Source organism: Acinetobacter sp. A2 (assembly GCF_048537555.1).
GTDB lineage: Bacteria > Pseudomonadota > Gammaproteobacteria > Pseudomonadales > Moraxellaceae > Acinetobacter.
Map to the genome: position 1 here is coordinate 793,752 of NZ_CP183239.1, position 24,847 is coordinate 818,598.

General features: G+C 40.5%; 17 protein-coding genes. 10 read left to right on the forward strand and 7 right to left on the reverse strand.

Translation table 11 applies throughout. From position 1 onward, the window contains the following. Positions 1 to 176: 176 nt before the first annotated feature. Genes ACNS8M_RS03740 through ACNS8M_RS03755 form a run of 4 tightly spaced genes read left to right on the forward strand, consistent with a single transcriptional unit; the run spans position 177 to position 6,497 of the window. Positions 177 to 2,060, forward strand: coding sequence for a hypothetical protein (locus ACNS8M_RS03740; RefSeq protein WP_178867165.1), 1,884 nt, complete (start codon positions 177 to 179; stop codon positions 2,058 to 2,060). Between the two features lie 13 nt (positions 2,061 to 2,073). Continuing rightward, a complete protein-coding gene (locus ACNS8M_RS03745) occupies positions 2,074 to 2,790 on the forward strand; it encodes a hypothetical protein (protein WP_178867163.1) in 717 nt (238 codons plus the stop codon). Between the two features lie 33 nt (positions 2,791 to 2,823). After that, positions 2,824 to 5,070 (forward strand): DUF6160 family protein, encoded by a 2,247-nt coding sequence (locus ACNS8M_RS03750; protein ID WP_419225154.1) that lies wholly within the window; start codon positions 2,824 to 2,826, stop codon positions 5,068 to 5,070. A 14-nt stretch (positions 5,071 to 5,084) separates the two neighbouring features. Beyond that, positions 5,085 to 6,497: a hypothetical protein gene (locus tag ACNS8M_RS03755; RefSeq protein WP_178867159.1), complete on the forward strand. Its 1,413-nt coding sequence runs from the start codon at positions 5,085 to 5,087 to the stop codon at positions 6,495 to 6,497. A gap of 52 nt (positions 6,498 to 6,549) precedes the next feature. On the opposite strand, the gene ACNS8M_RS03760 is transcribed toward ACNS8M_RS03755, so the two are convergent. The 4 genes from ACNS8M_RS03760 to ACNS8M_RS03775 form a co-directional block, all read right to left on the reverse strand. Further along, positions 6,550 to 8,271 carry a proline--tRNA ligase gene (locus ACNS8M_RS03760; protein ID WP_419225155.1) on the reverse strand — a complete coding sequence of 574 codons (1,722 nt, stop codon included), beginning with the start codon at positions 8,269 to 8,271 and terminating at the stop codon, positions 6,550 to 6,552. Between the two features lie 124 nt (positions 8,272 to 8,395). Beyond that, the gene (locus ACNS8M_RS03765) at positions 8,396 to 11,500 is read right to left on the reverse strand and encodes an efflux RND transporter permease subunit (protein WP_419225156.1); all 3,105 of its coding nucleotides are present in this window, start codon (positions 11,498 to 11,500) and stop codon (positions 8,396 to 8,398) included. Between the two features lie 54 nt (positions 11,501 to 11,554). Next, entirely contained in the window at positions 11,555 to 12,688 is a 1,134-nt protein-coding gene (locus ACNS8M_RS03770; RefSeq protein WP_419225158.1) for an efflux RND transporter periplasmic adaptor subunit, read from the reverse strand. A 52-nt stretch (positions 12,689 to 12,740) separates the two neighbouring features. Then, on the reverse strand, positions 12,741 to 13,322 hold the full coding sequence (locus tag ACNS8M_RS03775; RefSeq protein ID WP_419225321.1) for a hypothetical protein: 582 nt from the start codon (positions 13,320 to 13,322) through the stop codon (positions 12,741 to 12,743). Positions 13,323 to 13,660: 338 nt separating this feature from the next. Here ACNS8M_RS03775 and pilG point away from each other — a divergent pair, with 338 nt between their 5' ends. From pilG to ACNS8M_RS03805, 6 genes are all read left to right on the forward strand, one after another. Beyond that, the gene (pilG, locus tag ACNS8M_RS03780; RefSeq protein ID WP_004975524.1) at positions 13,661 to 14,044 is read left to right on the forward strand and encodes a twitching motility response regulator PilG; all 384 of its coding nucleotides are present in this window, start codon (positions 13,661 to 13,663) and stop codon (positions 14,042 to 14,044) included. A gap of 32 nt (positions 14,045 to 14,076) precedes the next feature. Then, positions 14,077 to 14,445 (forward strand): response regulator, encoded by a 369-nt coding sequence (locus ACNS8M_RS03785; protein WP_004975526.1) that lies wholly within the window; start codon positions 14,077 to 14,079, stop codon positions 14,443 to 14,445. 3 nt (positions 14,446 to 14,448) lie between these two features. Then, entirely contained in the window at positions 14,449 to 14,985 is a 537-nt protein-coding gene (locus ACNS8M_RS03790; protein WP_104852339.1) for a chemotaxis protein CheW, read from the forward strand. Positions 14,986 to 15,031: 46 nt separating this feature from the next. Beyond that, positions 15,032 to 17,107: a methyl-accepting chemotaxis protein gene (locus ACNS8M_RS03795; RefSeq protein WP_168417862.1), complete on the forward strand. Its 2,076-nt coding sequence runs from the start codon at positions 15,032 to 15,034 to the stop codon at positions 17,105 to 17,107. A 169-nt stretch (positions 17,108 to 17,276) separates the two neighbouring features. Then, a complete protein-coding gene (locus tag ACNS8M_RS03800) occupies positions 17,277 to 21,848 on the forward strand; it encodes an Hpt domain-containing protein (RefSeq protein WP_419225160.1) in 4,572 nt (1,523 codons plus the stop codon). Between the two features lie 3 nt (positions 21,849 to 21,851). After that, complete coding sequence (locus tag ACNS8M_RS03805) at positions 21,852 to 22,310, forward strand: hypothetical protein (RefSeq protein ID WP_194557671.1); 459 nt, start codon at positions 21,852 to 21,854, stop codon at positions 22,308 to 22,310. A gap of 71 nt (positions 22,311 to 22,381) precedes the next feature. Here the strand turns inward: ACNS8M_RS03805 and dapE are convergent, their stop codons facing one another. The 3 genes from dapE to ACNS8M_RS03820 all read right to left on the reverse strand — a co-directional run bounded on the left by dapE (position 22,382) and on the right by ACNS8M_RS03820 (position 24,816). Further along, on the reverse strand, positions 22,382 to 23,515 hold the full coding sequence (gene dapE / locus ACNS8M_RS03810; protein WP_194557669.1) for a succinyl-diaminopimelate desuccinylase: 1,134 nt from the start codon (positions 23,513 to 23,515) through the stop codon (positions 22,382 to 22,384). A gap of 151 nt (positions 23,516 to 23,666) precedes the next feature. After that, complete coding sequence (locus ACNS8M_RS03815; protein ID WP_168417858.1) at positions 23,667 to 23,813, reverse strand: entericidin A/B family lipoprotein; 147 nt, start codon at positions 23,811 to 23,813, stop codon at positions 23,667 to 23,669. A 118-nt stretch (positions 23,814 to 23,931) separates the two neighbouring features. Continuing rightward, positions 23,932 to 24,816 (reverse strand): DUF1853 family protein, encoded by an 885-nt coding sequence (locus ACNS8M_RS03820; RefSeq protein WP_419225161.1) that lies wholly within the window; start codon positions 24,814 to 24,816, stop codon positions 23,932 to 23,934. Positions 24,817 to 24,847: the final 31 nt, after the last annotated feature.

The window sequence follows — 24,847 nt, forward strand, 5'->3', positions numbered from 1 at the left end:
CGGAAAGCTGTGCTGTTTAGCCAGTTTTTTTTGCATTTGTATTAATATTCAGCATAATTAAATTTGAGAATGGTTTGGCATAATCACGTTTTTAAGGATAAAAACACTCAAATAAATAGCCAAGCTATAGATAAATAAAAGAAAGATGCGGAGCATCAGATAAAAGGAAGGTCGAGATGACTGAACACGCAATTACTTTCCCTTTTCGTAAGCGTTGCTTAGCCACTGCTATAGGCTTACTTTTAGCGAACCCGAGTTATGCTTTACAAGCACTTTCCGATGACTCTTTGTCAAATACCACAGGCGAAGGGGTTGCTTTAGTTCTTGATGACTTCAAGATGGTGTTCCAGCAACCGAACGATCTTTCTACAGGGTCGAGCTATACACGTGGCTTAGAAAACCCAAGTCAATATGATACGGGCTTTATTCGTATTATCCCGACGGGGGAGAATTATCAATATATTCAAAATAAGCAGTTTGAAGAAAAATATAAAATTGCTTATACGAATCAATATGATAATTCACATAAAGCAGTGTATAAGACATCGGAAACTGCAGAATATAATCGTGTTTATCAGGGTGAGTTTGATAAAGCATTTGCAGCAAAGAAAGTTGAAAATGAAAAAACTTATCGTGAATATGAGTATAGTGATCAGGCGGGAACCCTTTATAAACAACGTTACGATTATTGGTATAATGAAGTTTATAATGTGGGAGCGAATTGGTTTTTATTACCTAATGAAAAGAGGAAGCGTTCGCGTGATGCAGCTTTAAATGATTTAAATAATGTTGATCAGTGGAAGAATGAATTAACTAGCCGTGTAAATGCAAAACTAACAATTGATGCGACACCTATCGCCGTAAAAAATGCGAAAGCATTGGCAGAGGTGTATGCATTAAAACAGGTTGAATTGCATGCGAATCAAGTAATACGTGATACTGTAAATCAGCAAGCAAATATAACGCATAATAGAACCAAAGCAGATGTTTTTATTTATGGTTTAGCATTATCTAAAAGTGATAACTCATTAAGTAGCCGTTATAGCAATCAGGGCTTTAACTGGGGTTCCGCAGACAATCCATGGTTATTCCGTGCAGGCACAGAAAAAGTAAAACAATTTAAAAATATAGAAAAAGATGTTGGTTATTTAGCATTAGAGGCACCGCTCGCAACTACAACGCCAACTGAAAGTGATAATAATATTAAATTGGGTTTTTGGACTGATATTTTTTCACGTCAGTTGAACTCAAGCGCAGAGGTAGATCCAAGCACTGGGGCGCCAAAATCTGGTTTAGATAAAGAGTACCGTTTGCGTACTCAGTTTATTGCCAATGGTTTAAGTTTAAATGGTTCGCAGACTCGACTATTTCAGACTTTAGATTCTGATAATCCAAATCATCATCAAACATTGGGTATGGCAAGTGTATTGCGTTTAAATACTAATGATAATCCTGCGAATTTAAGTTTCACAGATTCAAACTTAGATAGTAAAGGGATCCGCATTAGTACAGCAGCAAAATCAGATACTTTGGATGGAACGGCGGTCACACCAGCAATAGATGGTTCATTAGCACCAGTTTTTCATGATACAGAGGGTTTGTACTTATATAGTCCAAATGTCAATTTAGTTTTAGGGAATATGTATCAGCCTTTTGTGGTTGGTTCTGAGGGCAATAATATTGTGCTGGAAGTCACACGTATTCCGAATGTTCCTGAAATTTACAATAAAATTTATCAAAATTATGAAGACGGAAAGGGTGGGTATTTAGGTTCTACAGCATTTACAGGTTCAACCTGTAATGTGGTGAGCTGTGGCACACCGCTAAAAGCCAATGTCAATGACAGTACTGCGATGTATCAAGGACGTAATGCGACGCATAGTAGTATTGCAATTGGTACTGTAGAACGCTTGCCAAATAATATGTTGCGTGCCAAGGATCATGATAATGCCACAGGTGTTGTATTTAAGGGTGTAGATGGTACTGCTAAGAATCTAGGTTCAGTTGCAATAGATGGTGTGCTGATTCAGCACCTTAAATTTAAAACAACAGGTCTATAAAAGGAGAATCATCATGTTGAAAAAACTGTCTTGTATTGCATTGATGTGTAGTCCTTTGACCCATGCCAATTTAATTGCACTGGAAAATCATGAATTAACCCAAGCAACAGGTCAAGGGGGTGCAGATCTCAGTTGGACGTTGTCGTTAAACCATGAATATGCTGAAAATTTAGAACTCAGCAATATTTCAAAATTTAATGGCGGGACTAAACCTACAGAAGTTTATTATCGCTATAGTGAAAATTGTGCTGACAATAATGTGCTCTGTCGTTTAGCGATTGCACCCAATAACCATGAAGATAATAACGGTAATAAAAAATGGCTGGTATTTAAGCAAATTCAAGGCACCCTACAAATTGATAAGTTTTCTTTAGATGGCACGACTATTATTAATCATAAAAATGACCCACAAACGGCTATGCAGCTTAAGTTTTATGATGATAAGCCGTTGAAAATAAGAAATTTGGGTTTTGCAACCATGGCGATTGAAACAGGTTCTAAACTTGAAGGTGAGGGTTATGCAAATTCAACAGTTTATGAGAAATATAATTCAAAACAAATTTTAGCAGATGGAACGATCGGTAGTGAGGTATCTTTGGATGTACCATTGTTTGATCGGGGCGCCGAAAAAGGATTTATGGGCTTAAATATTCACGGCAATATGCACATGTCTGGCAATGTGAAAATATTTAGCTACAACTGTACAGGTTCAGCAGCAAGTCGTTGTTGAATATAGGATTAAGTACAGTATAGGGAAATAAAAATGAAAAAAATAATGCAGTTGAATTTATTAACATTGAGCGTACTTTGTGCGCAACAAGTGTATGCTTTAGAGCTTATCACAGACCAGCATTTGTCTGATGTAAGTGGGCAAGATGGTATTGTAATCACCCATGAAATGTCTAAAGCCACGATTAATCAAGTCAATTGGTATGATCCTGATTTAGTGGCTGGAACTCAACAGGGTTTAGGCTTACATAATGTAGAAATTCAAGGACAGAATAACCAGCCTATTATCAGTAAGCTTGCTTTAGATGTGGGGAAAACTGATGTTGGCGCAGGTGTGCGTATAGATGCGAGTATTGACGCTTTTCAAGCGACTGCAGATTTAAACTTAGTCAAAAAGAACTGTGTCGGAAATAGTTGTACTAAAGAAACACAAAGTTTGGGTCAGTTCGGCTTAGAAACGAAATCACCTTTAAAAGTATTATTAGAAACCAAAGCAGGTTTATTCAATCAAAATGAAACGGCACATTTAAACTTCCAGTTACAGAATGCCAATATTAGTCATGGTTTAGGTAAGCATCAATTATCTTTGCATGATTTTAACTTTAATTTTGCGACTGACGGCTATATGTATATTGATGCCGATGAGGGATTGGTCTTTACCACTAAAAATGGTACCACCGACCATTTTGTTAATCTTGGACGAGTGAAAGACCTGAGTGATGTTGCAAGTAGCCGACAAAATGCAACCAATCCTGGGGTCAATATTGACTTGCGTTATGATGATAAAAATTTAATTCGCTTTGGTGCATCTGGTGCAGTGAGCAATGCGAAATTGTTTTTTAATGGGCAGCAAAAAAATGTTGCCAATTTTGACGTTTCGAATAAGGTCAATGGTGTAATTGAAACTAAAAATACCGCAGTTACAGGCTACGATACTGTGGTGGGGCAAGGTGGTTTGCATTTGGGCTTATCTGCTGATTTTACCAATCAAAATACGACAGGTTTGACCGCAGGACAATTACCAACAACTTTAGAAATTGGGCACACAGGAAAAGGCAGTTATGCGGTTGAGTTTTCGAATTTAAGACCGCTAACTACCCGTGATGCACAAGGTAATTTACACAATAAAAATGCCTATATCGATTTTGGCGATATTTATATTAATACCGTACAAGCGAAAAATCTCAATTTTTTAGTCAATGAAAATATTAAAAATACCATTGGTGCAACCAGTCCTATTTTAAACCAGTTGCTATCGAGTGAGCTTGAAGGTGATCAGTTCTCACTCATTGCTGTTCGTGGTATGGACTTTCAGTCTATTGCGGCCAAAGCGAGAATTATTTCTGATAACTCTTTAAATGAATTGACAGGGGATGGTGGTTCTTGGGGTATTGGAATTCCAATTTATAATTTAAATGCCAATGTGGCCTTGTCGGGTAAACAATATTTGTCACCTTATGATGGAACGAATAAAACGGGAATTGGTTATAACGCCATGGTTTCTACCGAAGGTTATGGCATAGATTCAAAAACAGGCTTGCCCAGTACCACTTCTATTATCCTAATTGATGGGCAAAACAGCCTGCATGCAGGAGAAACTGTTAACTATTATGCTGGTTTAAGAAATATTGATGCATTAATTCAGTCCGACGGTGTGATTGGTTATGAAGATGATGGGATTTATATTCGTGCAGATCATTTATTGGTTGCAGCAAAAGCAGAGTTAGCGATTGGGCAATTACCAGGTTCAAAATACAATTGCGTCACAGAATCAACGAAATGCGGTAGCTTTGTACCCTACGACAATTTCTCTAAGAAAGATGATGTGTTAACCACAATTGCGTTTAAATTAGATGGAAATGGTGAATTGTTGGTAATTCCTGGAATGGATCCAACCGCTACTAATCCGAACTCAAATTTTTTGTCTTTTGATGCGAACTTTAAGTTTAGAAGTCTAGATAGCACAGAACAGGCAGATCCGAATAATTTAGGTAGTTATTTTAGTTTGATTAATGAAGATCAAGTGAATCATGAAACTGTTCAAACTTCTTCAATTAACTTGAATCGTATGGAAGGGCATTTAGGTGTTAAAGGAAAAGTCGTCGTTAGTGCAGATACGGTTACTTTAGACAATCAAGTTAAATTTAATTATAAAAATGATATTGCTCAACCCTTTAAAACAGACTTTGCAATGTCTACCAATGGCAATATGCAGAAAATCGCATCTGTCGCGCTTACAGGTGGAACCATGCGCAGTACATTGGGCATTACGCCACGCTAAAGGATAGAAATAAAATGAAAAAACCGATTTTAGTTGCATCTATTTTAAGTACAGCTTTTTCATTCAATTCTGCTCAAGCGATGCAGGCTTTAAATGATGATCAGTTATCTCATGTACAAGGTCAGGCACTTTTGAATCTGATGACTGCGACAGATCAATCACAAGGGTTAAACTTTTATAAACTGAGTGTTGATGCACTCATGGAGCTTAATGCCAACATTAAAACACTACAATTAGGTTGTGGTGGTGTAAATAATGCGATTGGTGGTAAAGCGGGATGTGATATTGATATTTCTAATATTGCACTAAGTGGTTTGAATAAGTCCCATGATTCAACAGGTAGTCCAGAGTTTAATGGTGAACGTGCGGGTACTAGTGCGCAAATTACCAATCCATTTATTGAGTTTGCAATTAGTGGAAATAGTGCGTCAACACGTGAAGTGGTTGGTTTTCGTTTAGGTGCTGAAGAAATTTTAGGTCTACTAACTTTGGGTACAGATAACGTACAAAACCCAAATGACGGGATTAAAAGTTTTAGTGGTTATATGAAAATGGCACAAACTCAAGGTCATTCATTTACTGAGCAAGCGACATTTGGTATGACCGAGGATGAAATTATTTCTGGTCGTTTAAAGGCTTTGGGGCAAACAAGACAGTTTGATAGTAAGCCATTTACAAATGGTGTTAGAACAGAAGGGCATACAGGGATTACAGTTCCTTCTATGAAAGTAGATTTTACTATGCCAGAAACGGTGGTTACGGGTCAACGTATGACTGCTGCCAAAGTGAGTGGTATTCGCTCATCTATTCCTTCTATTCCTTTAGCTGCTGCAGAGTCGGGTAAGAGTTTACCAGGTAGTGTTCAGGGAACTCCTGACTTCTCAAAAGACCAGCTTTATGTGGAATTCCCGGCTTTATTAGGTACGGTTGGTACGCACTCATTCTTTAAAATGGCAGCAGGTTCGAGTTTGGATGAACTTAATATGGATATTACTTTTGTTCAAGCTTTAAATATGATTCACAATATTCCACTCAATGGTACGGGGGGCTATTTATCTTTGCAAAGTAAACCTGTGCATTGGCAGGGGGCTGATCAGGGCGATGTTGCACAACAAGGGTGGTGGATGTCTTTTAAAGAACCTATACAACTGGGATATTTAGCAACAACAGATAAGGTTGATATTTCTGCGGTATTACCACAAGTAGCTGAAGCAATTAGTGATTATTTACTTTATAAATCTGAACCAATTGATGTTGGTTTTTTTGCTGCGTTAGGATCTTTAGCTGGAATACCTGTAGAGAAAAAATTAAATATTAATGTGGGGCAATATACTACTCAGAACCCTGCTACGATTACATTAACGGATAAGGTTTTACAAAACCAGAACGTCACCCCTAACTGTTATGGTGGTATGAAATTCTGTTAATCTCAAATGAAAAAAATCCCGCAACTTGTGCGGGATTTTTTATGCTTAGTGTTTAACCTTCTTTAGCAATTTTGATGAGTAATTCTTCTTTCGTCAGGTTGCTAGATTCAGCATCACGGCGACCTTTATATTCAAAAGTACCTGCATCTAAACCTTTCTCACCAATCACAATACGGTGCGGAATACCTGTAAGCTCAAGGTCAGAGAATTTCACACCAGGACGTTCATTACGGTCATCTAGTAAGACATCATAACCCGCATCTTGAAGTTCAGCATAAAGTGCTTCTGCTGCTTCTAATGTACGTGGTGATTTATGTGCATTCATTGGCACAATCGCAATTTCAAATGGTGCGATGGCAGCAGGCCAAATAATTCCTTTTTCATCAAAGTTTTGTTCAATGGCAGAGGCAACCACACGGGTAACACCAATACCATAACATCCCATAGTTACGGTAAACGGCTTACCATCTTCACCAAGAACTTTACAGCCCAAAGCTTCTGAATACTTAGTGCCAAGCTGGAAAATATGACCGACTTCAATACCACGTTTAATTTGTAAGGTACCTTTACCATCTGGAGATGGATCGCCTTCAACGACGTTACGCAAATCATAAACTTCAGTATATTGCGCATCACGCTCCCAGTTTACACCTGTTGCATGTTGGTCAATTTGGTTTGCACCCGCAATAAAATCTGAAAGTACTGATGCAGCACGGTCGACAATCACCGTGATGCCTTTTTCAAGTAAACCTTGTGGGCCAACAAAACCTGCAGTTAAGCCTAAATCTGCAATTTGTGCTTCTGTTGCAAAAGTAAGTGGAGCTGCAATCAGTGGGTGTTTTTCTGCTTTAATTTCATTCAGCTCATGGTCGCCACGTAAGAATAAAGCAATTACAGGAACTTGTCCTGATTCATTGGCAACACCTTGCACCAAAAGTGCTTTTATAGACTGATTGCTGTTTGCACCTAAAAATGCAGTGACATCGGCAATGGTTTTTTGATTTGGTGTATCTACAACTTTTAGTTCTTGTGTTGCTGCCGCACGTTCACCCACTAAAATAGCTTCTGCCATTTCAATGTTTGCTGCGTAATCAGATTCGGTAGAGAAAGCGATATCATCTTCACCACTCGATGCCAAAACATGAAATTCATGCGAGCCTGAACCACCAATAGAGCCTGTATCGGCTTGTACTGGGCGGAAATCTAAACCTAAACGTGTAAAAATACGACAGTAAGTGTCGTACATGACATCGTAAGTTTCTTGTAAAGATGCTTGATCGTTATGGAAAGAGTATGCATCTTTCATCATAAATTCACGTGAACGCATCACCCCAAAACGAGGGCGAATTTCATCACGGAATTTGGTTTGGATTTGATAAAAGTTAATTGGCAATTGCTTATAACTTTTTAATTCATTACGTGCTAGGTCGGTAATTACTTCTTCATGGGTTGGGCCAAGTACAAAAGGGTTGTTATGGCGGTCATTGAAGCGCAGTAATTCTGGGCCATATTGCACATAGCGACCTGACTCTTCCCAAAGAGAAGCAGGTTGTGTAACAGGCATAAAGGTTTCTAAAGCGCCTGAGCGGTTCATTTCTTCACGAACAATTGCTTCAACTTTATTTAGCACACGCACACCCATTGGCAGCCAAGTATATAAACCTGAAGCCAATTTACGAATCATACCCGCACGTAACATCAGTTGGTGAGAAATCACCTCGGCATCGTTTGGGGTTTCTCTTAACGTAGCAAATAAAAAGCGACTCGCGCGCATGGAAACTGTCCTAAATAAAGAAGCGTTAAAATGGAATTTTTTCAGAGCCAGATTATACAATAAAAATGGGGCTAAGCTTGCGTTAAAATTTAGCCCCTCCATTATGCGTCAATGTCGTTTGATGCTATGAAAGCAATTTGCGGGTTTGGTGCAGCATAAAGTTTTTAAAGTCATCTAAGTAAGTGAAAATCACGGGTACAACAACTAAGGTCAGTAGTGTAGACGTAATCACACCACCAATAACAGCATGTGCCATAGGTGCACTTTGCTCACCGCCTTCACCTAGTCCAAGTGCGAGGGGTACCATCCCCATTACCATGGCACTAGTGGTCATTAAAATAGGGCGTAGTCTGGTTTTACCTGCCGCAATAATAGCGTCATAACGTGACTCACCTTGATCCATGGCTTTCTTTATAAAATCAATCAGTAGAATCGCATTTTTGGTCACCAGTCCCATCAGCATAATAATGCCAATAATAGAAAATAGGTTCATGGTGGAATTAAAAATAAACAGCGCCAAGAACACACCAATGAGCGACAACGGTAAAGAAGCCATAATTGCTGCGGGGTGAATAAAGCTGTTAAATTGCGAGCCTAAAACAATATAAATAAATACGATGGAAAGTGTAATTGCTGTCAGTGCATAACCCGCAGATTCGGCCATATCGGCATTGGAACCTTGGGTGTCAAAACTATAGCCCACAGGGAGCTTAAAATTATCCTGAATTTTTTGTATGTCGGCACCAATGTCACCTGCAGGTCGACCTGCGGTGTTCGCTTCTACCAAAACTTCACGAGCTAAATCTCTTCGGTTAATTTGTGCTGCACCGAGGCTTTCTTCAAAGCTCGCAACACTCGCCAAAGGCACTAGAATGCTTTGTCCATTGGAATCAGTTTTTTGTGAAGTCAAATACATGCTTTGTACATCACTTGGCAGACTGCGTTGGTTTTCGGCTAGGCGCACGTTCACATCATAGGTTTCACCACGTTCATCTTGCCATGTCGTAACATTATCCCCAGCGATGAGTGGTCGGATAATATTGGCAATTTGATTGACTGATAATCCTAAATCACTGGCTAAGACACGATTTATATGCACACCAAGCGTAGGTTTAGGCGCTTTCAGTGAACTTTCTAAATCGACAATCCCTTCTACCTGTGCAATTTCGGACATAAAACGGTCAGAAATTTTTTGTAGTTCGGCTAAATCTGGGCCTTTAATGGAAATCATCACGGGCTTTTGACCACCCGACACTGTTTCGTCTGCAGAAGCCACCGAGGTAATACTAATGCCTGCAACACTTTGCAAACGCTGACGGAATTCATTGTTGAGATCAGTCAGGCTTTGTTGGCGTTCATTACGCGGGCTAACGGTAACACGTAAACTAGCATGGTTTTTCCCCCGATCTGTTACGCTATTGATAACGCCATAAGTTGCACGAACTTCGGGGTGTTGACGGACAATGTAATCCACTTGTTGTAGCTTGGCCTGTGAATATTCCAAAGAGGCATCTACAGGGGTTTCAAATTTAATCCGAATTTCACCTTTATCTGGTACAGGAACAAATTCAGTGCCAATCAGTTTGGATAATCCGAGCGCGCCGAACAAAGAGCCTACAGCAATCAATAAGGTGATGACCCGAAAACGTAGTGCCAGTTTTAATAATTTTTCGTAATGTGCGCTTAAGTTATCCAGCTTGTTGGAAATCCAATTGAGGAAGCGTTTTATACGACCTGGTTTTTTATATGGATTGGTTTTTTCTGCCCAATGTGCTGATAGCATTGGGTCTAGGGTAAAACTGACAAACATGGAAATGAGTACAGCGGTACTTACCGTCACACCAAACTGATAAAAGAAACGCCCAATAATACCGCCCATAAATGCAACGGGTAAAAATACCGCTACAATGGTCAAGGTTGTAGCGAGAACAGCTAAGCCAATTTCCTTGGTGCCATCTAAAGCTGCAGTAACATGATCTTTACCCATATCGGCGTGACGTACAATATTCTCACGCACCACAATCGCATCATCAATTAATAAGCCAATACTGAGCGAGAGCGCCAGCAAGGTCATCATGTTGATGGTAAAACCAAATGCCCAAATAAAGGTTAGTGTACCCAGTAGGGCAATGGGTAAGGTCAGCCCTGTAATGGCTGTAGAACGAAATGAACCTAGAAACAGCAGTACAATCAGGACTGCAAGTATGGCACCTTCAATAATCGTACGAGCGACATCACGAATACTGCCACGAATGCCTTTAGAAGAATCCACCACGACTTTTGCGGTAATGTCCGCAGGGAGTTGCTCTTGAATGCGATCCAGAGTTTTGTAGGTGTTATCCACCACCTCAATGACGTTGGAGTCGGAGCTGCGTAAAATGTCGACTGCAACGGCAGTTTGTCCATTTAAAAATGCACTGGTTTCCAACTCGGCTTGGCTGTCTTGAATGGTCGCCACTTGTTTTAAAAAGATCGGTGCGCCATTTTTATTGGCAATAATCAAATCGCCAAAAGCCAATGGGTGGATAACTTTGGATTGGATTTCGACCACCAACTCACTGTTGGCCTGCTTGAGCGTGCCGCCAGGAACCTCAATATTTTCAGCTTTAAGGGTATTGATGACCTGATCAACTCCTATGCCAAAACTCATTAATTTTTGTGGATCAACCTCAATCCGAATTTGTCGTTGTGCATCGCCCAGTAAATTGACTGTGCCCACGCCTGACACGGTACGCAGTTGTGGCACAACCTGTTGATCTAAATAGGAGCTCAAATCCCGCAGAGACATTTGTGATGATTCAAATACAATCGACATGACCGCATTGGCTGTTGGATCGTATCGCTCTACCACAGGGTCTTGAATTTCATCACGAAACTCTGCACTGACTGAAGAAATTTTATCACGTACATCTTGTGCCGCGACTGCTGAAGGAACATCCAAATTGAATTCGGCAATGATGGTAGACAGTCCTTCACTAGATTGTGAAACTAGTTGTTTTAGTCCAGAAATGGTATTGATCTGATCTTCCATTTTCTTGGTAATTTCAGACTCGACTGTTTCAGGTGAGGCGCCCGGATAGCTGGTATAAACCACCACAAAAGGGAAGTCGACATCAGGAAATTCTTCTACACCCATACGTTGCCATGAGGCCAAGCCAAGCACCATAAGACAAAACATCATCATGATGGTAAAAACAGGGTACTTGACACTAACTCGGGTAAACCACATAACAACGATCCTGATTTTTTATTTATTGGACAGATTCAATACAATATTTGCGAACTATTGCGGCTGTTTTTGAATGATTACAGGTTGCTGAATTTGATCAGGCTGAAAGCTAACACGACTGACCAAGTCATTGGGTTGTAAGCCTTGAATCACAGCGGTATTGTCGCTATAGCGTTGTTCTAAAACAGTAACGTCTATACGTGCAATTTTTTGATCACGAATAACCCATACATAAGGCTTGTTTTCTATATTGTGGATGGTGTTAAGTGGAATAATTTGCCCTGAAATTTGATTGCTTGCCAAAATATGACCATCTACAAAAGCACCAATACTGAGTGAGGGGAGGGCTTCTAATGGAGTGGCAAAAAACTCAATTTGACGACTGGCTAAATCTGCAACAGGAGAAACACGACTAATCTGGGCATTGAGTGTGTTGTTGTGACCTTGCAATTGATATTCAATTTTTTGTCCCACTTTCAGGGCTGCCTGTAAGTCACTTGGTAATTTGGCTTGAATTTCTAAGCGTGAAGGATCGACCACTTCAAATAAAGTCTGTCCTACAGCAACAGTTTGCCCTGGTTCTACTTGACGCTGAGTAATAACGCCACGTATAGGGCTTGTAATCGTGCCGTCTTGATCGGCTTTGAGTGCAATATCTACATTGGCTTGTTGTACCCGCACATTTTCAATTTGCGCACGATAGTCCAACTGACTTTGTTCATATTCAACCTGTGAAATAAAACCTTGATCGAGCAGGCGTTTTTTTCGCTGCATCATATTCCGAGCTTGGTTGGCTTGAGCTTGGGTTGCGGCCAAATTGGCGCGTGTTTGCGCCAAGCGTGCAGCATTGTCTTGATTGTTCAGACGAACCAAGGTTTGCCCACGTTGCACTGCATCACCCACTTTCACATTCACGGATGTGGCAGTGGCGCTGACTTGCGATTGAATACTACTTTGATTGACCGCACGCACGGTGCCTGTAAAGGCAGTTTTTTTGATGGCACTGCCTTGCTGGATGGTAACTAAATCTTGTTGAATTAATTCTATTTTTTCTGGTGTTGGAGCAACATTTTCTGTTTCATTTTTTTGGCAGGCAGCAAGAAATACACATAATCCAAGTGTACTGATCCGAAGAAGTGGCAAAGGTTGTTGATTAAAAATGAATGCGATACGCTGTGCAATGTGCATGCATATTTGTCCTTATTTTAATGTCAAAATGACAACGCAAAGAAAGCCGACCCTATTCTAGGACTCTGAGGCGTTGAATAATTCTGTCGTATTCTGCTTGGGTATTTCGATAGCTTGTTTGTAAAGATTGAATCATGTCTTTTTTTAATTCAATATTTTTTAAGTTATTGTCTAAATTGGTTTTCAGTTGTGGTGGTACAGGCTTAACTTTACGTAAATACTCCATTTCCTGACGTTTAAAACTAATACGGTCAGTTTGGAGTTGCTTGAGTTGTTCTTGTTGAAAGCTAATTTGCTTTTTAATGTGCGCTAAAGTGTTATTTCTCTTAATGGTGGCAGTTTGACTGTTGGTATAGGCTTTTTTTAGACGCTGGTCCGACTCACTCTGACGTGCTTGAGCAGCACGTTGTGGTGCTTTTTTAATATCGGTTTCAGTATTATAGGGACGAGCACGCTGAATCACTTGCATGTTCCGATCCAAAGCCTCATAGCCATAGCGGATATGATTTGGGGTCACATTGCTGCTAATATTGGCTACGCCTTTTTGATCATAATAACGATACCATACTGCTTTATTTTGAGTTTCAGCCATCAATTGAGCAGAGGGAAACAGAAGCAACGCTAGCATCGCCATTTTGAACGACTTTTTGTTTTGTTTTAATTTGACGGCGAGTAATTGTGCAAAATAAGTGCTCACGTTGTCCCCCAAATGAAAGTTGACTAAATTACTTAAATTAAACGTAATATATAGTGTTATATTAGATCAAAATTAGAAATTAAAAAAACACAACCGATAAAAAAATATCGATGGTCACCAGAAAGTGTGAGTGATTTGGTGATAATGGTGTAAAAGTGTAGCTTCGAGCTAAATATGTTCGTTGAAACTACAAGTAAAGATATGTTAAAAATACGATCAATGTGTAAAAATTTCTACTCAGTTGCTTGTACAAACAAAATGGGAAGGGTCATTGAATGGACGATAAATTCCAAAATCTAAAAGTCATGGTGATTGATGATTCAAAAACCATTCGCCGTACAGCTGAAACACTTCTACAGCGTGAAGGTTGTGAAGTGGTTACCGCAGTTGATGGATTTGAAGCTTTATCCAAAATTGCCGAATCAAATCCAGATATCGTATTCGTAGATATTATGATGCCACGCCTAGATGGTTACCAAACGTGTGCCTTAATTAAAAACTCGCAAAACTACCAAAACATTCCTGTCATTATGCTATCAAGTAAAGATGGTTTATTTGACCAAGCCAAAGGACGTGTAGTAGGTTCTGATGAGTATCTGACTAAACCATTTAGTAAAGATGAATTATTAAACGCCATTCGTAACCACGTGACAGCATAATTATTAGTTAGTTAGATTTATTGGGGAAAATAATGGCTCGTATTCTTATTGTAGATGATTCACCTACAGAAACATTCCGCTTCAGAGAAATCTTGACCAAGCATGGTTTTGAAGTCATTGAAGCAGCGAATGGTGCAGATGGCGTGACCATGGCGCAAGCTGAATTACCAGATTTAGTATTAATGGATGTGGTTATGCCAGGCGTGAATGGCTTTCAGGCAACACGTCAAATTTCGCGTGGTGATACCACTAAACACATTCCAATTGTAATTGTGAGTACCAAAGATCAGGCAACCGATCGTGTTTGGGGGAAACGCCAAGGTGCAAGCGATTACTTAACCAAACCTGTTGACGAAAAACAATTAATTGATGTGATTAATCAACATCTAAATGCAGGATAAGCTATGGCTGCAAATGGTTTTATTGAATTACTTCGGTTATCTAAACGTGGTAACAAAAACTACGTTAGTACCGAAAATGAGGTAAACCGCTGGTCAGGCATTGCTTTTGAGATGATGGGGCAATATTTTGTTGCTCCATTGGGAGAGGTTTCTGAGGTTATTTACCCACCGAAATACACACCAGTTCCGAACACCCAACCTTGGGTGGTCGGTTTGGCCAATATTCGGGGTAGATTGCTCTCAGTTTCAGATTTGGCACATTATGTTTCTGGGCAAAGCAGCCAATATTCACCTACTCAAAAAGTAATGTGTATTAGTCATAATGACCATTATGTCGGTTTGGTTGTAGATCAAGTTTTGGGTATACAGCACTTTAATAAGAAAAGTTTCTTCTCTAAACACAATGATTTAGAAAGTAATTTACAAGAATATTGTCAGGGCTATTTTCACCAGCATAACCAACAATGGCATGTTTTCTTATTTAGTCGTTTATTGCAAAACCCAAAATACATGAACGCATCTATAAAATTTATAAATTAACTGTCGCGCACCTAAAAAATGAAGGCGTCAATCGGGGAGAAGCTGCATGGGCTTTAAACTTAAAAAGAAAAATTCAGGCGAAGAAACTGTTCGTAAAGCAAGTGGGCCAGGTTTTGTGGCAAAATTACAAACGCGAACTGATGAGTTTGCGAGTGTATTTGGTGAAACAGAAAAATCTAAGCCACTTATTTTAGGCGCAGCTTTTTGTATCATCTTATCGCTTTTCCTGTTGCTATACCTCTTTTATAGTGTGCCGCGTAATAACGATTTTACCCGTAGTTTGGGTGATTTACGTCTATTGTCACAAACCATTTCACGTCAAGCGACTGAAGCAACTGCATCAGGTACACCTGAATCAATCAAAAACTTGACCGATTCGCAAAAATCTTTTGCAGAAAACTTAGAAACGGTTAAAGACATTCATGCTAGTACAGACACGTTGCGTGAAGTTGAAACACAGTGGAAATCGGTTTCTGAAAATATTGATTTGATTGCTTCGCAACAAAAAATCATTAACCAACTTTATGACACTAACATTGCAATCAGTGAAACCATTCCAGGTATTCAGGCTGAATATAACTTGATGGTTGACCAAATGGCACGTCAAGATATGCCAAGTAGCCAGGTTGTAATTGCAAAAAACCAGGTATTCATTGCAGAACGTATCTTGCGTTCAATTAGCTCGGTGTTAACAGGTACAGATAGTTCACGTGAATCTGCGGATGACTTCAGTGCCGATACTGAAACTTTCGGTGCGTATTTGGCTGCACAGTTAAATGGTAGTGCAGAGTTGGGTGTACAACGTATTGCACAAGAAGACTTACGTGAGTCATTAACAGGTATTCAAGCAGAATATGAAGATGTATTGAAATCTGCTGCTGCAACCGTTTTAAGTAACTCTACTCAAATTGTAAAAGTACGTCAGGCTTCATCTTCTATTTTTGACCAGTCTGATAAACTTTTAAGTAATTTAAATAAATTGTCTGGCAGTTCAGGTTGGTCTATTGCAATTCCAGCAATTGGCTTAATTGCAGCCTTACTTGCATTCTTGTTCTGTGTATTCAAATTACTTGGCTTACGTGGTGAAGCCGATAAAACTCGTGTGGTTCGTCTACAAGATGAATATGACCGTAACCAAAACGCGATTTTACGTCTACTCGATGAGATCGCCGACCTTGCAGATGGTGACTTACGTTCATACGCAACGGTATCGGAAGACTTTACAGGCGCAATTGCTGACTCGATTAACTTCGCGATTGACCAATTACGTGACCTTGTATCGCGTATTCATGAAACATCACACGAAGTTGCACAATATACGGCAACTACGCAGAACATTACCAACCAGTTAGCAGAAGCTTCTGAACATCAGGCGCAAGAAATTGCAGGTGCATCTGCGGCGATTAACGAAATGGCAATGTCGATTGACCAAGTATCTGCCAACGCGGAAGAATCCGCTGCGGTAGCAGAACGTTCGGTACATATCGCATCGAATGGTGCGGACGTTGTAAACCGTTCAATTGAAGGTATGGATATCATTCGTGAGCAGATTCAAGAAACCTCTAAGCGTATTAAGCGTTTGGGTGAATCTTCACAAGAGATTGGTAACATCGTTGCCTTGATTAACGATATTGCCGACCAAACCAACATCTTGGCATTGAACGCAGCAATTCAGGCGTCTATGGCGGGTGAAGCAGGTCGTGGTTTCGCGGTCGTTGCGGATGAGGTACAGCGTCTAGCAGAACGTTCAGCATCTGCAACTAAGCAGATTGAAACACTGGTTAAAACGATTCAGACCGATACCAACGAAGCCGTAATTTCGATGGAACAAACGACTTCTGAGGTTGTACGTGGTGCGAACTTATCTAAGGATGCGGGTGTTGCACTCGATGAGATTCAAACAGTATCGAGCAACCTTGCGAAATTGATTTCTAACATTTCGGATGCTGCAAAACTACAGTCTGCGTCTGCAGGTCACATTGCAACTACGATGAACGTTGTACAAGAAATTACTTCGCAAACCACAACGGCAACCTTTGATACAGCACGTTCGGTATCTGAGTTGGCCAACATGGCAGAATCATTACGTGAATCTGTAACTGACTTTAAACTACCTGAATAAGCGGAATTCCAGCTTGGGGAAGGGTGTACCTATACTTCGGTAGAGGTACACCATCATTCAGAGATAAAGCATCGAAAAGATGAACTTAACTTTTGAGTTAGGGGCATTCAGGATGGTTACAATTAAGTTGAAGTACCTTTCGGTGCTGAAAACGTAAGAAGCCTTAGCTATGAAAGAAATATTAAAAAATTTAGTTGAAACAACGACGCTTCCTGAAGATAGTTATCTTGATCAAGATGCGGAAATTCTTGAAATTTTTGTTGAAGAAATTGAAGAAATCTTCGAAGAATTAAATCCATTATTTGTAACTTGGTTCGAAAATCCGACAGACCAAGAAACTTTAGTGACCATTCGTCGTCACTTTCACACCTTAAAAGGCTCGGGTCGCATGGTCGGTGCGAAGTCTGCGGGCGAACTGGCATGGACGGTAGAAGATACTTTAAACCGTGTGCTTTCGGGTGCTGTTACCCTAAATACTGATATTCAAAAATTTGCAAAAACTGTTTTCCATATTTATCAATATAAACTGTATCCAATTTTCAAAAATGTGGGTGTCATTGATATTGATTTACGCCCATTGGTACTTTTAGGACAACAATTACAGCAAAACCAAAGTCCTGAACCAGCATTAGAAGAATTACTTGTTTTAGCCGATCAATTAACAGCACAAGATATACCAACAGGTCTTGAGCTGAGTGATGCTGTTGAGTCTGAAATGACTACTACAGTAGCGGCGACAGAAGAATTAGAATCAGCAGAACTGCCTGCAGATGTTGAACACGCTGAAGTTGAGCAAGACACGAGCACAGATGAAAGTCTATTGGCTGAAACCCTATCTATTTTTATTGAAGAAGCCGAAGAGCATTTAGCGACCATTGATCAATTCTTGGCACAAGAACAAATTAAATCTCAAGATTACAATGGTCTGATTCGCGCCCTGCATACTTTGCGTGGTAGTTCATCGATGGCGCAAATTGATCAGGTGTTTGAAGCCAGCTCTAAAGTTGAAAACTTATTCAAAGCCTTTGTGCAAGATGAAATTGAATCGACCTCTAAAGAAACAGCATTGTTGGTGCAGTATGCAGAATTTGTACGTGATTATTTGCATATTCTGCGTCAAGGACGTTGTGATGGTTTAGATGTCATATATGACACCTTTAACAAAGCGTGGGATAACTACGGCTTTAGCAGCAGCGACACTGATGAATTAGCCAATCCTCAAGGTTTGGTCTCTAAATTAATTGAACTGAATATTGACCGTTTACTTGATGCCGAATTTGAATTTGATAAATTGGCGCAAGCACAGTATCCAGACTATTTGCAAGAATTGAGTGCGCAGGCACAATTGTTGGTGGATCATACCGATAACCGTGCATCAATTGGTATTCATCAATTTACTCAAGAGCTGAAAGCAGCGTATGACCGTGTTTTAGCTCAACCAGTTTTGCTAAATTCAGAATATGCTTACGAGCTATTTGCGCAGGCACATCAAGAATTTATCCATTTATTCGATACTTTGGCAGCTGGGCAGCGTGTCACGGTCACTGAAGATATTCAGAAAACGCTGAATGACTTAACTGCATTTGTACAGCAAGATATTGAAGAGTCGGCGCTTGAAACATCTGAAAGCGTGATTGAAGAAGCTGATCAAGTCACTGAAACTGCCCCTGCTGAAGTAGAAAATGTTGAGACTTCATCAGAGGTTGCAACTGTAGAAAGTTCTGGTGCGGTAAACTTGGCGCAATTGTCACAACGTATTGCCGCTGACCGCCAAAATATCCACGCAGCAGATGCCAACAAGGATTTTGATCCAGATTTACAAGACATCTTCCTTGAAGAAGCCGAAGAACTTTTGGTGGGAATGGATGAAGATGTAAACACGTGGTCTAAAGACGCCAGTGATACATCAGCCTTAAACAACCTGATGCGTTATTTGCACACTTTAAAAGGTGGTGCGAATATGATTGCTGCAACGCATATTGGTTTAATTGCGCATAACCTTGAATCAATTTATGAGCGCATTATCAACAACCAAATTGTTGTTTCACCTGCGTTGATTCAAATTATTCGTTTAGTACAAGACGACATTGCAGACCGTATTCAAACCATTCGTGAAGAAGGTGTGGACTATGCAGCGCCAGAATCCATTGCGATTTTGGCTGACATTGTTAGCTTGTCACAAGGTAAATCAATTGAAACGAATACCGCTGTTCAACCTTTAATGCAACAAGAGCAGCCAGTGCAAGTTGAAACAGAAGCCGAAACTGAAGCAGAAGCCGAGATGCAGTCTGCAGAAGAAGTATTGGCAGATGATGTTTCAGTTGAACTTGAAGATGCCCCTGCAGCCGTATTTGAACCAATCACTGAAATTGCTGCTCCCGAAACAACGGCTGAGTCTGAAGATGAACAACTGCTTTCTATAGTAGAAGAAACATTCCGTGAAGAAGCTGAAGAAATTTTAGATTCAGCGGATCAGCGCTTGAAGCATTGGTTTGAACAACGTAGTGACCGTAGTATTTTGCTACAGTTACAACGTGCTGCGCACAGCTTAAAAGGTGGCGCACGTATGGCTGAAATTGAGCCTGTTGCGCAAATCGCCTATCAGCTTGAAAGTACCTTTGAACAGTTTGCTGTGCATCAGTTTAACTCGAATGTTTATGATGCACTTTTACAAACTGCGTTGGCTTGGTTGCGTGATGCTATCTTTAAAGCCGATTACAGCAATTATGAAAGTCTGAAATCGAGCTTGGCCGCTATGCAATTTGTGGATGTTTCTGCGCAATTGCCTGAGCGTTTAACGCATACAGACTTGTTATCACCAAGTCGTAGTTATGAGTTTGTACAAGGGGATGGCACCGAGCCGCCTGCAATGTCAGGTGAGTGGAGTGAAACAGCCACACTAGACAATAGCAATGAGATGATTCGTATCTCTGCCGACTTGGTAGAGAAGATGATTGACTTGTCTGGTGAGAACTCGATTAACCGTTCACGTATTGAAATGGAGCTGGGACAGCTTGGCGGTACGCTGAATGAAATGGAATTGGCGATCAAACGTCTGGCAGATCAGTTACGCCGAATGGAAGGCGAGTTGGAATCACAGATTATTGCCAAACACGGTTCTGAAAACTCACGTTATGCAGACTTTGACCCATTAGAGATGGACCAATATTCCTCATTAAATCAATTGTCTAAATCTCTTGCGGAATCTGCATCGGACTTGGTGGACTTTAAGAGCACATTGGCTGAAAAAATCCGTGATGCTGAAGGTTTGCTTTTACAACAATCACGTATTCAGGCCGAAATTCAAGAAAGCTTGATGCGTACTCGTTTGGTACCATTCTCACGCTTGTTACCACGTTTACAACGTATTGTGCGTCAGACTTCATCTACCTTGAACCGTCCAACAGAATTGGTGGTACACAATACCGAAGGTGAGTTGGACCGTACCATTCTTGAACGTTTGGTGACTCCATTTGAGCACATGCTACGTAATGCGGTAGACCATGGTATAGAAGACCCTGCACAACGTGCAGCGGCCAATAAACCTGAAGTCGGAAAAATTGAACTTAACATTAGCCGCCAAGGCACAGATGTTGTGGTGACGTTTGTGGATGATGGTAAAGGTATTGATGATGCGAAAATTAAACAAAAAGCTTTGAGCTTGGGTTTAATTAAGTCAGATCAAGACCTCGATAAAAATGAAATTCTACAGTTAATTTTCCACCCTGGTTTCACCACTGCACAGGCGGTGACACAAATTTCAGGTCGTGGGGTTGGCTTGGACGTAGTGCAAAGCGAAATTAAAGCGCTCGGTGGTCACGTTTCTGTAGATTCAACTTTGGGTCAAGGCACAACCTTTAGTATTCGTGTACCGACCACGGTTGCGGTATCAGATGCCTTGATGGTAAAAGTTGGTGATCAACAATTTGCAGTACCATTGGCGCAAATTGATCGTATTGTGCGTATTGCACCAAGCACTTTGGAAACATACTTCAACAGCAATGAAGACCTCTTCCAAATTGACAACCAAAGCTACAAGTTACGTTACTTGTCTGAGTTTGTCGGCAATCAGCCTTTACCACGTTTAAATCACGTTGGTCACTCATTACCGGTGCTGTTAATTAAAGGTAGTACAGGGCAAACCATTGCCTTATTGGTGGATCAGTTAATTGGCTCACGTGGTCAGATTGTTGTGAAACCAATTGGTCAGCAGTTCTCAAGCATTGGTGCAATTGCAGGCGCAACTATTTTAGGTGATGGTCAGGTTTGTCTGATTTTAGATGGTCAAAATATTGCTCGTCAGATTCTTGCAACGCAACGTACCAAGCAAGCCAGCGATCAGCGTGATACACAACGTCGTGATGCACGCCGCTTGATTATGATTGTGGATGACTCGGTAACTGTACGTAAAGTAACGTCACGTCTGCTTGAGCGTCAAGGTTATGATATTGTCACAGCGAAAGATGGTGTTGATGCCATGGAGCAGCTGGAAAATGTTAAACCAGACCTGATGCTGCTAGATATTGAAATGCCACGAATGGATGGTTTTGAAGTGACTAACTTGGTACGTCACCACGATATTCACAGCAACTTGCCAATTATTATGATTACCTCGCGTACGGGTGAGAAGCACCGTGAGCGTGCGTTCAGTTTAGGTGTTACTCACTATATGGGTAAACCGTTCCAAGAGGCAGAATTGCTTGCCAATATTGAACAATTATTAGCAGCGAGTCGGGGGTAAGCCATGAGTCAGAGCAATAGTCCAAATTTACTTGGCCAGATCAGCCAACAAGAGTTGCAACACTTAATTACCGTATCTACGGGTTTTATTGATGCCTATATTGTTGAATGTCATGCCAAGCAACCCATGCTGCTACCGCAAAACATTGTTTTATCGGCACTGGACAATGCCACACAGGTTAAAACTGTGGAATGGCACGATTCACAATTACCTGTCTATGCAGTGAATGACCCTGAAAAAAAAATGGGTGTAGCCTTGGTAATTGAAGGCGATGAAATGGAGCAGCGCTTTGCATTGATGTGTAATGAAATGCCGCAAACCATTCGTTTGCGTATTTCTGAAGTGGTTGATGATGACCAACAAGCTGATGATCCTAGCGTATTCCAATATGTACGTATGGGTGATCAAGTCTTTCATGTGCCAAACTTGCAATACATTCAAGAAAATCTGACAGCTGAATAAGCATTGTTTGGCCAATAGAAAAGGAACTCAAATTGAGTTCCTTTTCTATTTTAACGCTGTATTTTCTGATTTTAGGTCAATAAACCTTCTAAAATTTGCTCATAGATTTCTGCCAATGGTTCTAAATCGGCTACATTTACATGCTCATTAATTTGGTGGATGGTTGCGTTTAATACCCCAAGTTCAAGTACTTGTGCGCCTGTGGGTGCAATAAAACGGCCATCTGATGTACCACCACTGGTGGATAATTCAGTTTCAATACCTGTCACATTGCGAATAGCCTGACGTGCCGCATTCACAAGTTCACCTACAGGTGTTAAAAAAGGTAAGCCTGATAGTGTCCAATCAATCTCATAATCAACTTGATGTCGATCTAAAATTTCTAATACACGCGCTTTTAATTCATCTGCGGTGACTTCAGTTGAGTAACGGAAATTAAAAGTGACAGTCATGTTGCCTGGTACTACATTGGTTGCACCAGTACCTGCTTGAATATTTGAAATCTGAAACGAGGTCGCAGGGAAGTATTCATTGCCATGATCCCACACAGTTTCACATAACTCAGAAATGGCTTGAGAAGCAGTATGAATTGGGTTGATCGCCAAATGTGGATAAGCCACATGACCTTGTTTGCCTTTAACGGTCAATACGCCATTGAGTGAACCACGACGTCCATTTTTAACAATATCGCCCAACTGATTTGTACTAGAAGGTTCACCCACCAAGCACCAAGTCATTTTTTCATTGCGTGCTTCTAAGGTTTCTACCACTTTCACCGTGCCGTTAATAGATGGACCTTCTTCATCTGAAGTGATAAGAAAGGCAATTGAACCTTTGTGATTAGGATGCTTGGCAACAAAGCGTTCTGAAGCCACCACCATGGCAGCCAAGGCGGTTTTCATATCGGCGCTGCCACGACCATACAATTTGCCATCACGAATTTCTGGTGCGAATGGATCAGAATTCCAAGCATCCAAACTGCCAGTAGGGACAACATCGGTATGACCTGCAAAACAAAAAACAGGTGATGCTGTGCCTTTACGTGCCCACAAGTTATCGACATCGTCAAAACGCATAGATTCTATGTTGAAACCAATTTTTTCTAAGCGCGCTGCCATCATGTTTTGACAGTTGTGATCGACAGGTGTGACCGAGGGTTGACGTAAAAGTTGCAGGCTTAAATCGAGAGTAGCAGTAGAGGTCATGCGCGTTTCAGACGTTTATCAATAATGAGTACTAATAATAGGGGAATAATGCTAAAAAAGTGAAATTTTAGTGTAAAAAAACCTTGTTTGAGCACAAGGTTTTTTGAATTTCTGATGTTTCAGGTGAAAGTTTTCACCAAGAAACCCAGAATTATTGACGGATTTCTTGCTGAGTTTTTTCAGCGGTATTGCTGACTGCATTACCAGCAGATGAAACATCTTCACCCACGCCTTTAATGGTGTTACAACCAGTTAAAACAAACATCATAAGTAGTGAGGTTGCTAAAATTTTTTTCATGATTATCTCCAGTATTTTAAAGCAAGAAACATTTTGTCCTGTGTTTTTAGATTAAGAAATAAACAAAAAAATAAATAGGTAACTTTCATGGTGGTTGCGTAATGAAATGTTGAAACTGTTATTCAACGTGTAAGGGCGGATAGCTGAGATAAGAAGCTGCTCTATACATATAAAATTCAGAAGTTGTGGCTTGGAAATATAAGCCATCAGTCCACCATTGGTTGGTTAAACTACTGGCTTGCGCATTTGGGCAAATCCATTCGTGTCGTTGTAAACGATAAAAGTCAGCCGTTTTTTCTGGAATATGGTTGCCCCAAGTGCCTAACCGACGTGCACGATTAACCCAGTGTGGCGTGCGGTTTACAGTATTTTGGCGATGTGGATGTGGGAAATATAACTGACCTTTCAGAACTGCAAAACGCTGCTGAATGGGAAAGTTTAAAGCCTGCTCAAACTGGAATTGTTTTTGACTGAAATGATTGAGTTTGCGTGCCAAAGTGTCGGAACGGTTTAAGCCATACCAATGTGGCAAGGAAAAATCTGCTTCGGCCAAGTAATATTTTAAAGCGACTTCCCAATGTTCAATTTGCTGGGTGTCATGGTTACGCAGTAAAAAATCTAGTTCACCTATAGTTTTTGCTCCATCAATAATTTGAATACTGTGTCCGAGTAATTCAAAGGGATGATAGTCACGATCGAGCAACCAAAACCACATCAGCATTTCAAAACGCAAACCCAAGCGGGTACTTTTGAGTTGATTTAGAAAATTATGTAAAGCTTCGGGATGTAAATCTAAATAAGCCAAACGCTGTTGGTAATTGAGATAATGCTGTTGCCAAAAAATATCTGCATGCAGTGTAAAGGCATGTTGAATTTGTAATTCTGGCGGCAAACTAGACAAAATATTGGGGCTTGCCAAAGCAAATGCCAATTGTCGTACTGCAGCAGTACGATAATTTAACCAGACTTCGGGCGCAAGCGTAGGAGGTTGCAACTCAATCATGTACGAATCCATGCGAAAAATGCAGAATTAC

Bases quoted from the DNA above. Each gene is read 5' to 3' on its own strand.
- ACNS8M_RS03755 (WP_178867159.1), top strand. From the start codon at position 5,085: ATGAAAAAACCGATTTTAGTTGCATCTATTTTAAGTACAGCTTTTTCA.
- ACNS8M_RS03765 (WP_419225156.1), bottom strand. From the start codon at position 11,500: ATGTGGTTTACCCGAGTTAGTGTCAAGTACCCTGTTTTTACCATCATG.
- ACNS8M_RS03790 (WP_104852339.1), top strand. From the start codon at position 14,449: ATGGCTGCAAATGGTTTTATTGAATTACTTCGGTTATCTAAACGTGGT.
- ACNS8M_RS03775 (WP_419225321.1), bottom strand. From the start codon at position 13,322: ATGGCGATGCTAGCGTTGCTTCTGTTTCCCTCTGCTCAATTGATGGCT.
- ACNS8M_RS03805 (WP_194557671.1), top strand. From the start codon at position 21,852: ATGAGTCAGAGCAATAGTCCAAATTTACTTGGCCAGATCAGCCAACAA.
- ACNS8M_RS03750 (WP_419225154.1), top strand. From the start codon at position 2,824: ATGAAAAAAATAATGCAGTTGAATTTATTAACATTGAGCGTACTTTGT.
- ACNS8M_RS03770 (WP_419225158.1), bottom strand. From the start codon at position 12,688: ATGCACATTGCACAGCGTATCGCATTCATTTTTAATCAACAACCTTTG.
- pilG (WP_004975524.1), top strand. From the start codon at position 13,661: ATGGACGATAAATTCCAAAATCTAAAAGTCATGGTGATTGATGATTCA.
- dapE (WP_194557669.1), bottom strand. From the start codon at position 23,515: ATGACCTCTACTGCTACTCTCGATTTAAGCCTGCAACTTTTACGTCAA.
- ACNS8M_RS03745 (WP_178867163.1), top strand. From the start codon at position 2,074: ATGTTGAAAAAACTGTCTTGTATTGCATTGATGTGTAGTCCTTTGACC.
- ACNS8M_RS03795 (WP_168417862.1), top strand. From the start codon at position 15,032: ATGGGCTTTAAACTTAAAAAGAAAAATTCAGGCGAAGAAACTGTTCGT.
- ACNS8M_RS03785 (WP_004975526.1), top strand. From the start codon at position 14,077: ATGGCTCGTATTCTTATTGTAGATGATTCACCTACAGAAACATTCCGC.
- ACNS8M_RS03740 (WP_178867165.1), top strand. From the start codon at position 177: ATGACTGAACACGCAATTACTTTCCCTTTTCGTAAGCGTTGCTTAGCC.
- ACNS8M_RS03800 (WP_419225160.1), top strand. From the start codon at position 17,277: ATGAAAGAAATATTAAAAAATTTAGTTGAAACAACGACGCTTCCTGAA.
- ACNS8M_RS03820 (WP_419225161.1), bottom strand. From the start codon at position 24,816: ATGATTGAGTTGCAACCTCCTACGCTTGCGCCCGAAGTCTGGTTAAAT.
- ACNS8M_RS03815 (WP_168417858.1), bottom strand. From the start codon at position 23,813: ATGAAAAAAATTTTAGCAACCTCACTACTTATGATGTTTGTTTTAACT.
- ACNS8M_RS03760 (WP_419225155.1), bottom strand. From the start codon at position 8,271: ATGCGCGCGAGTCGCTTTTTATTTGCTACGTTAAGAGAAACCCCAAAC.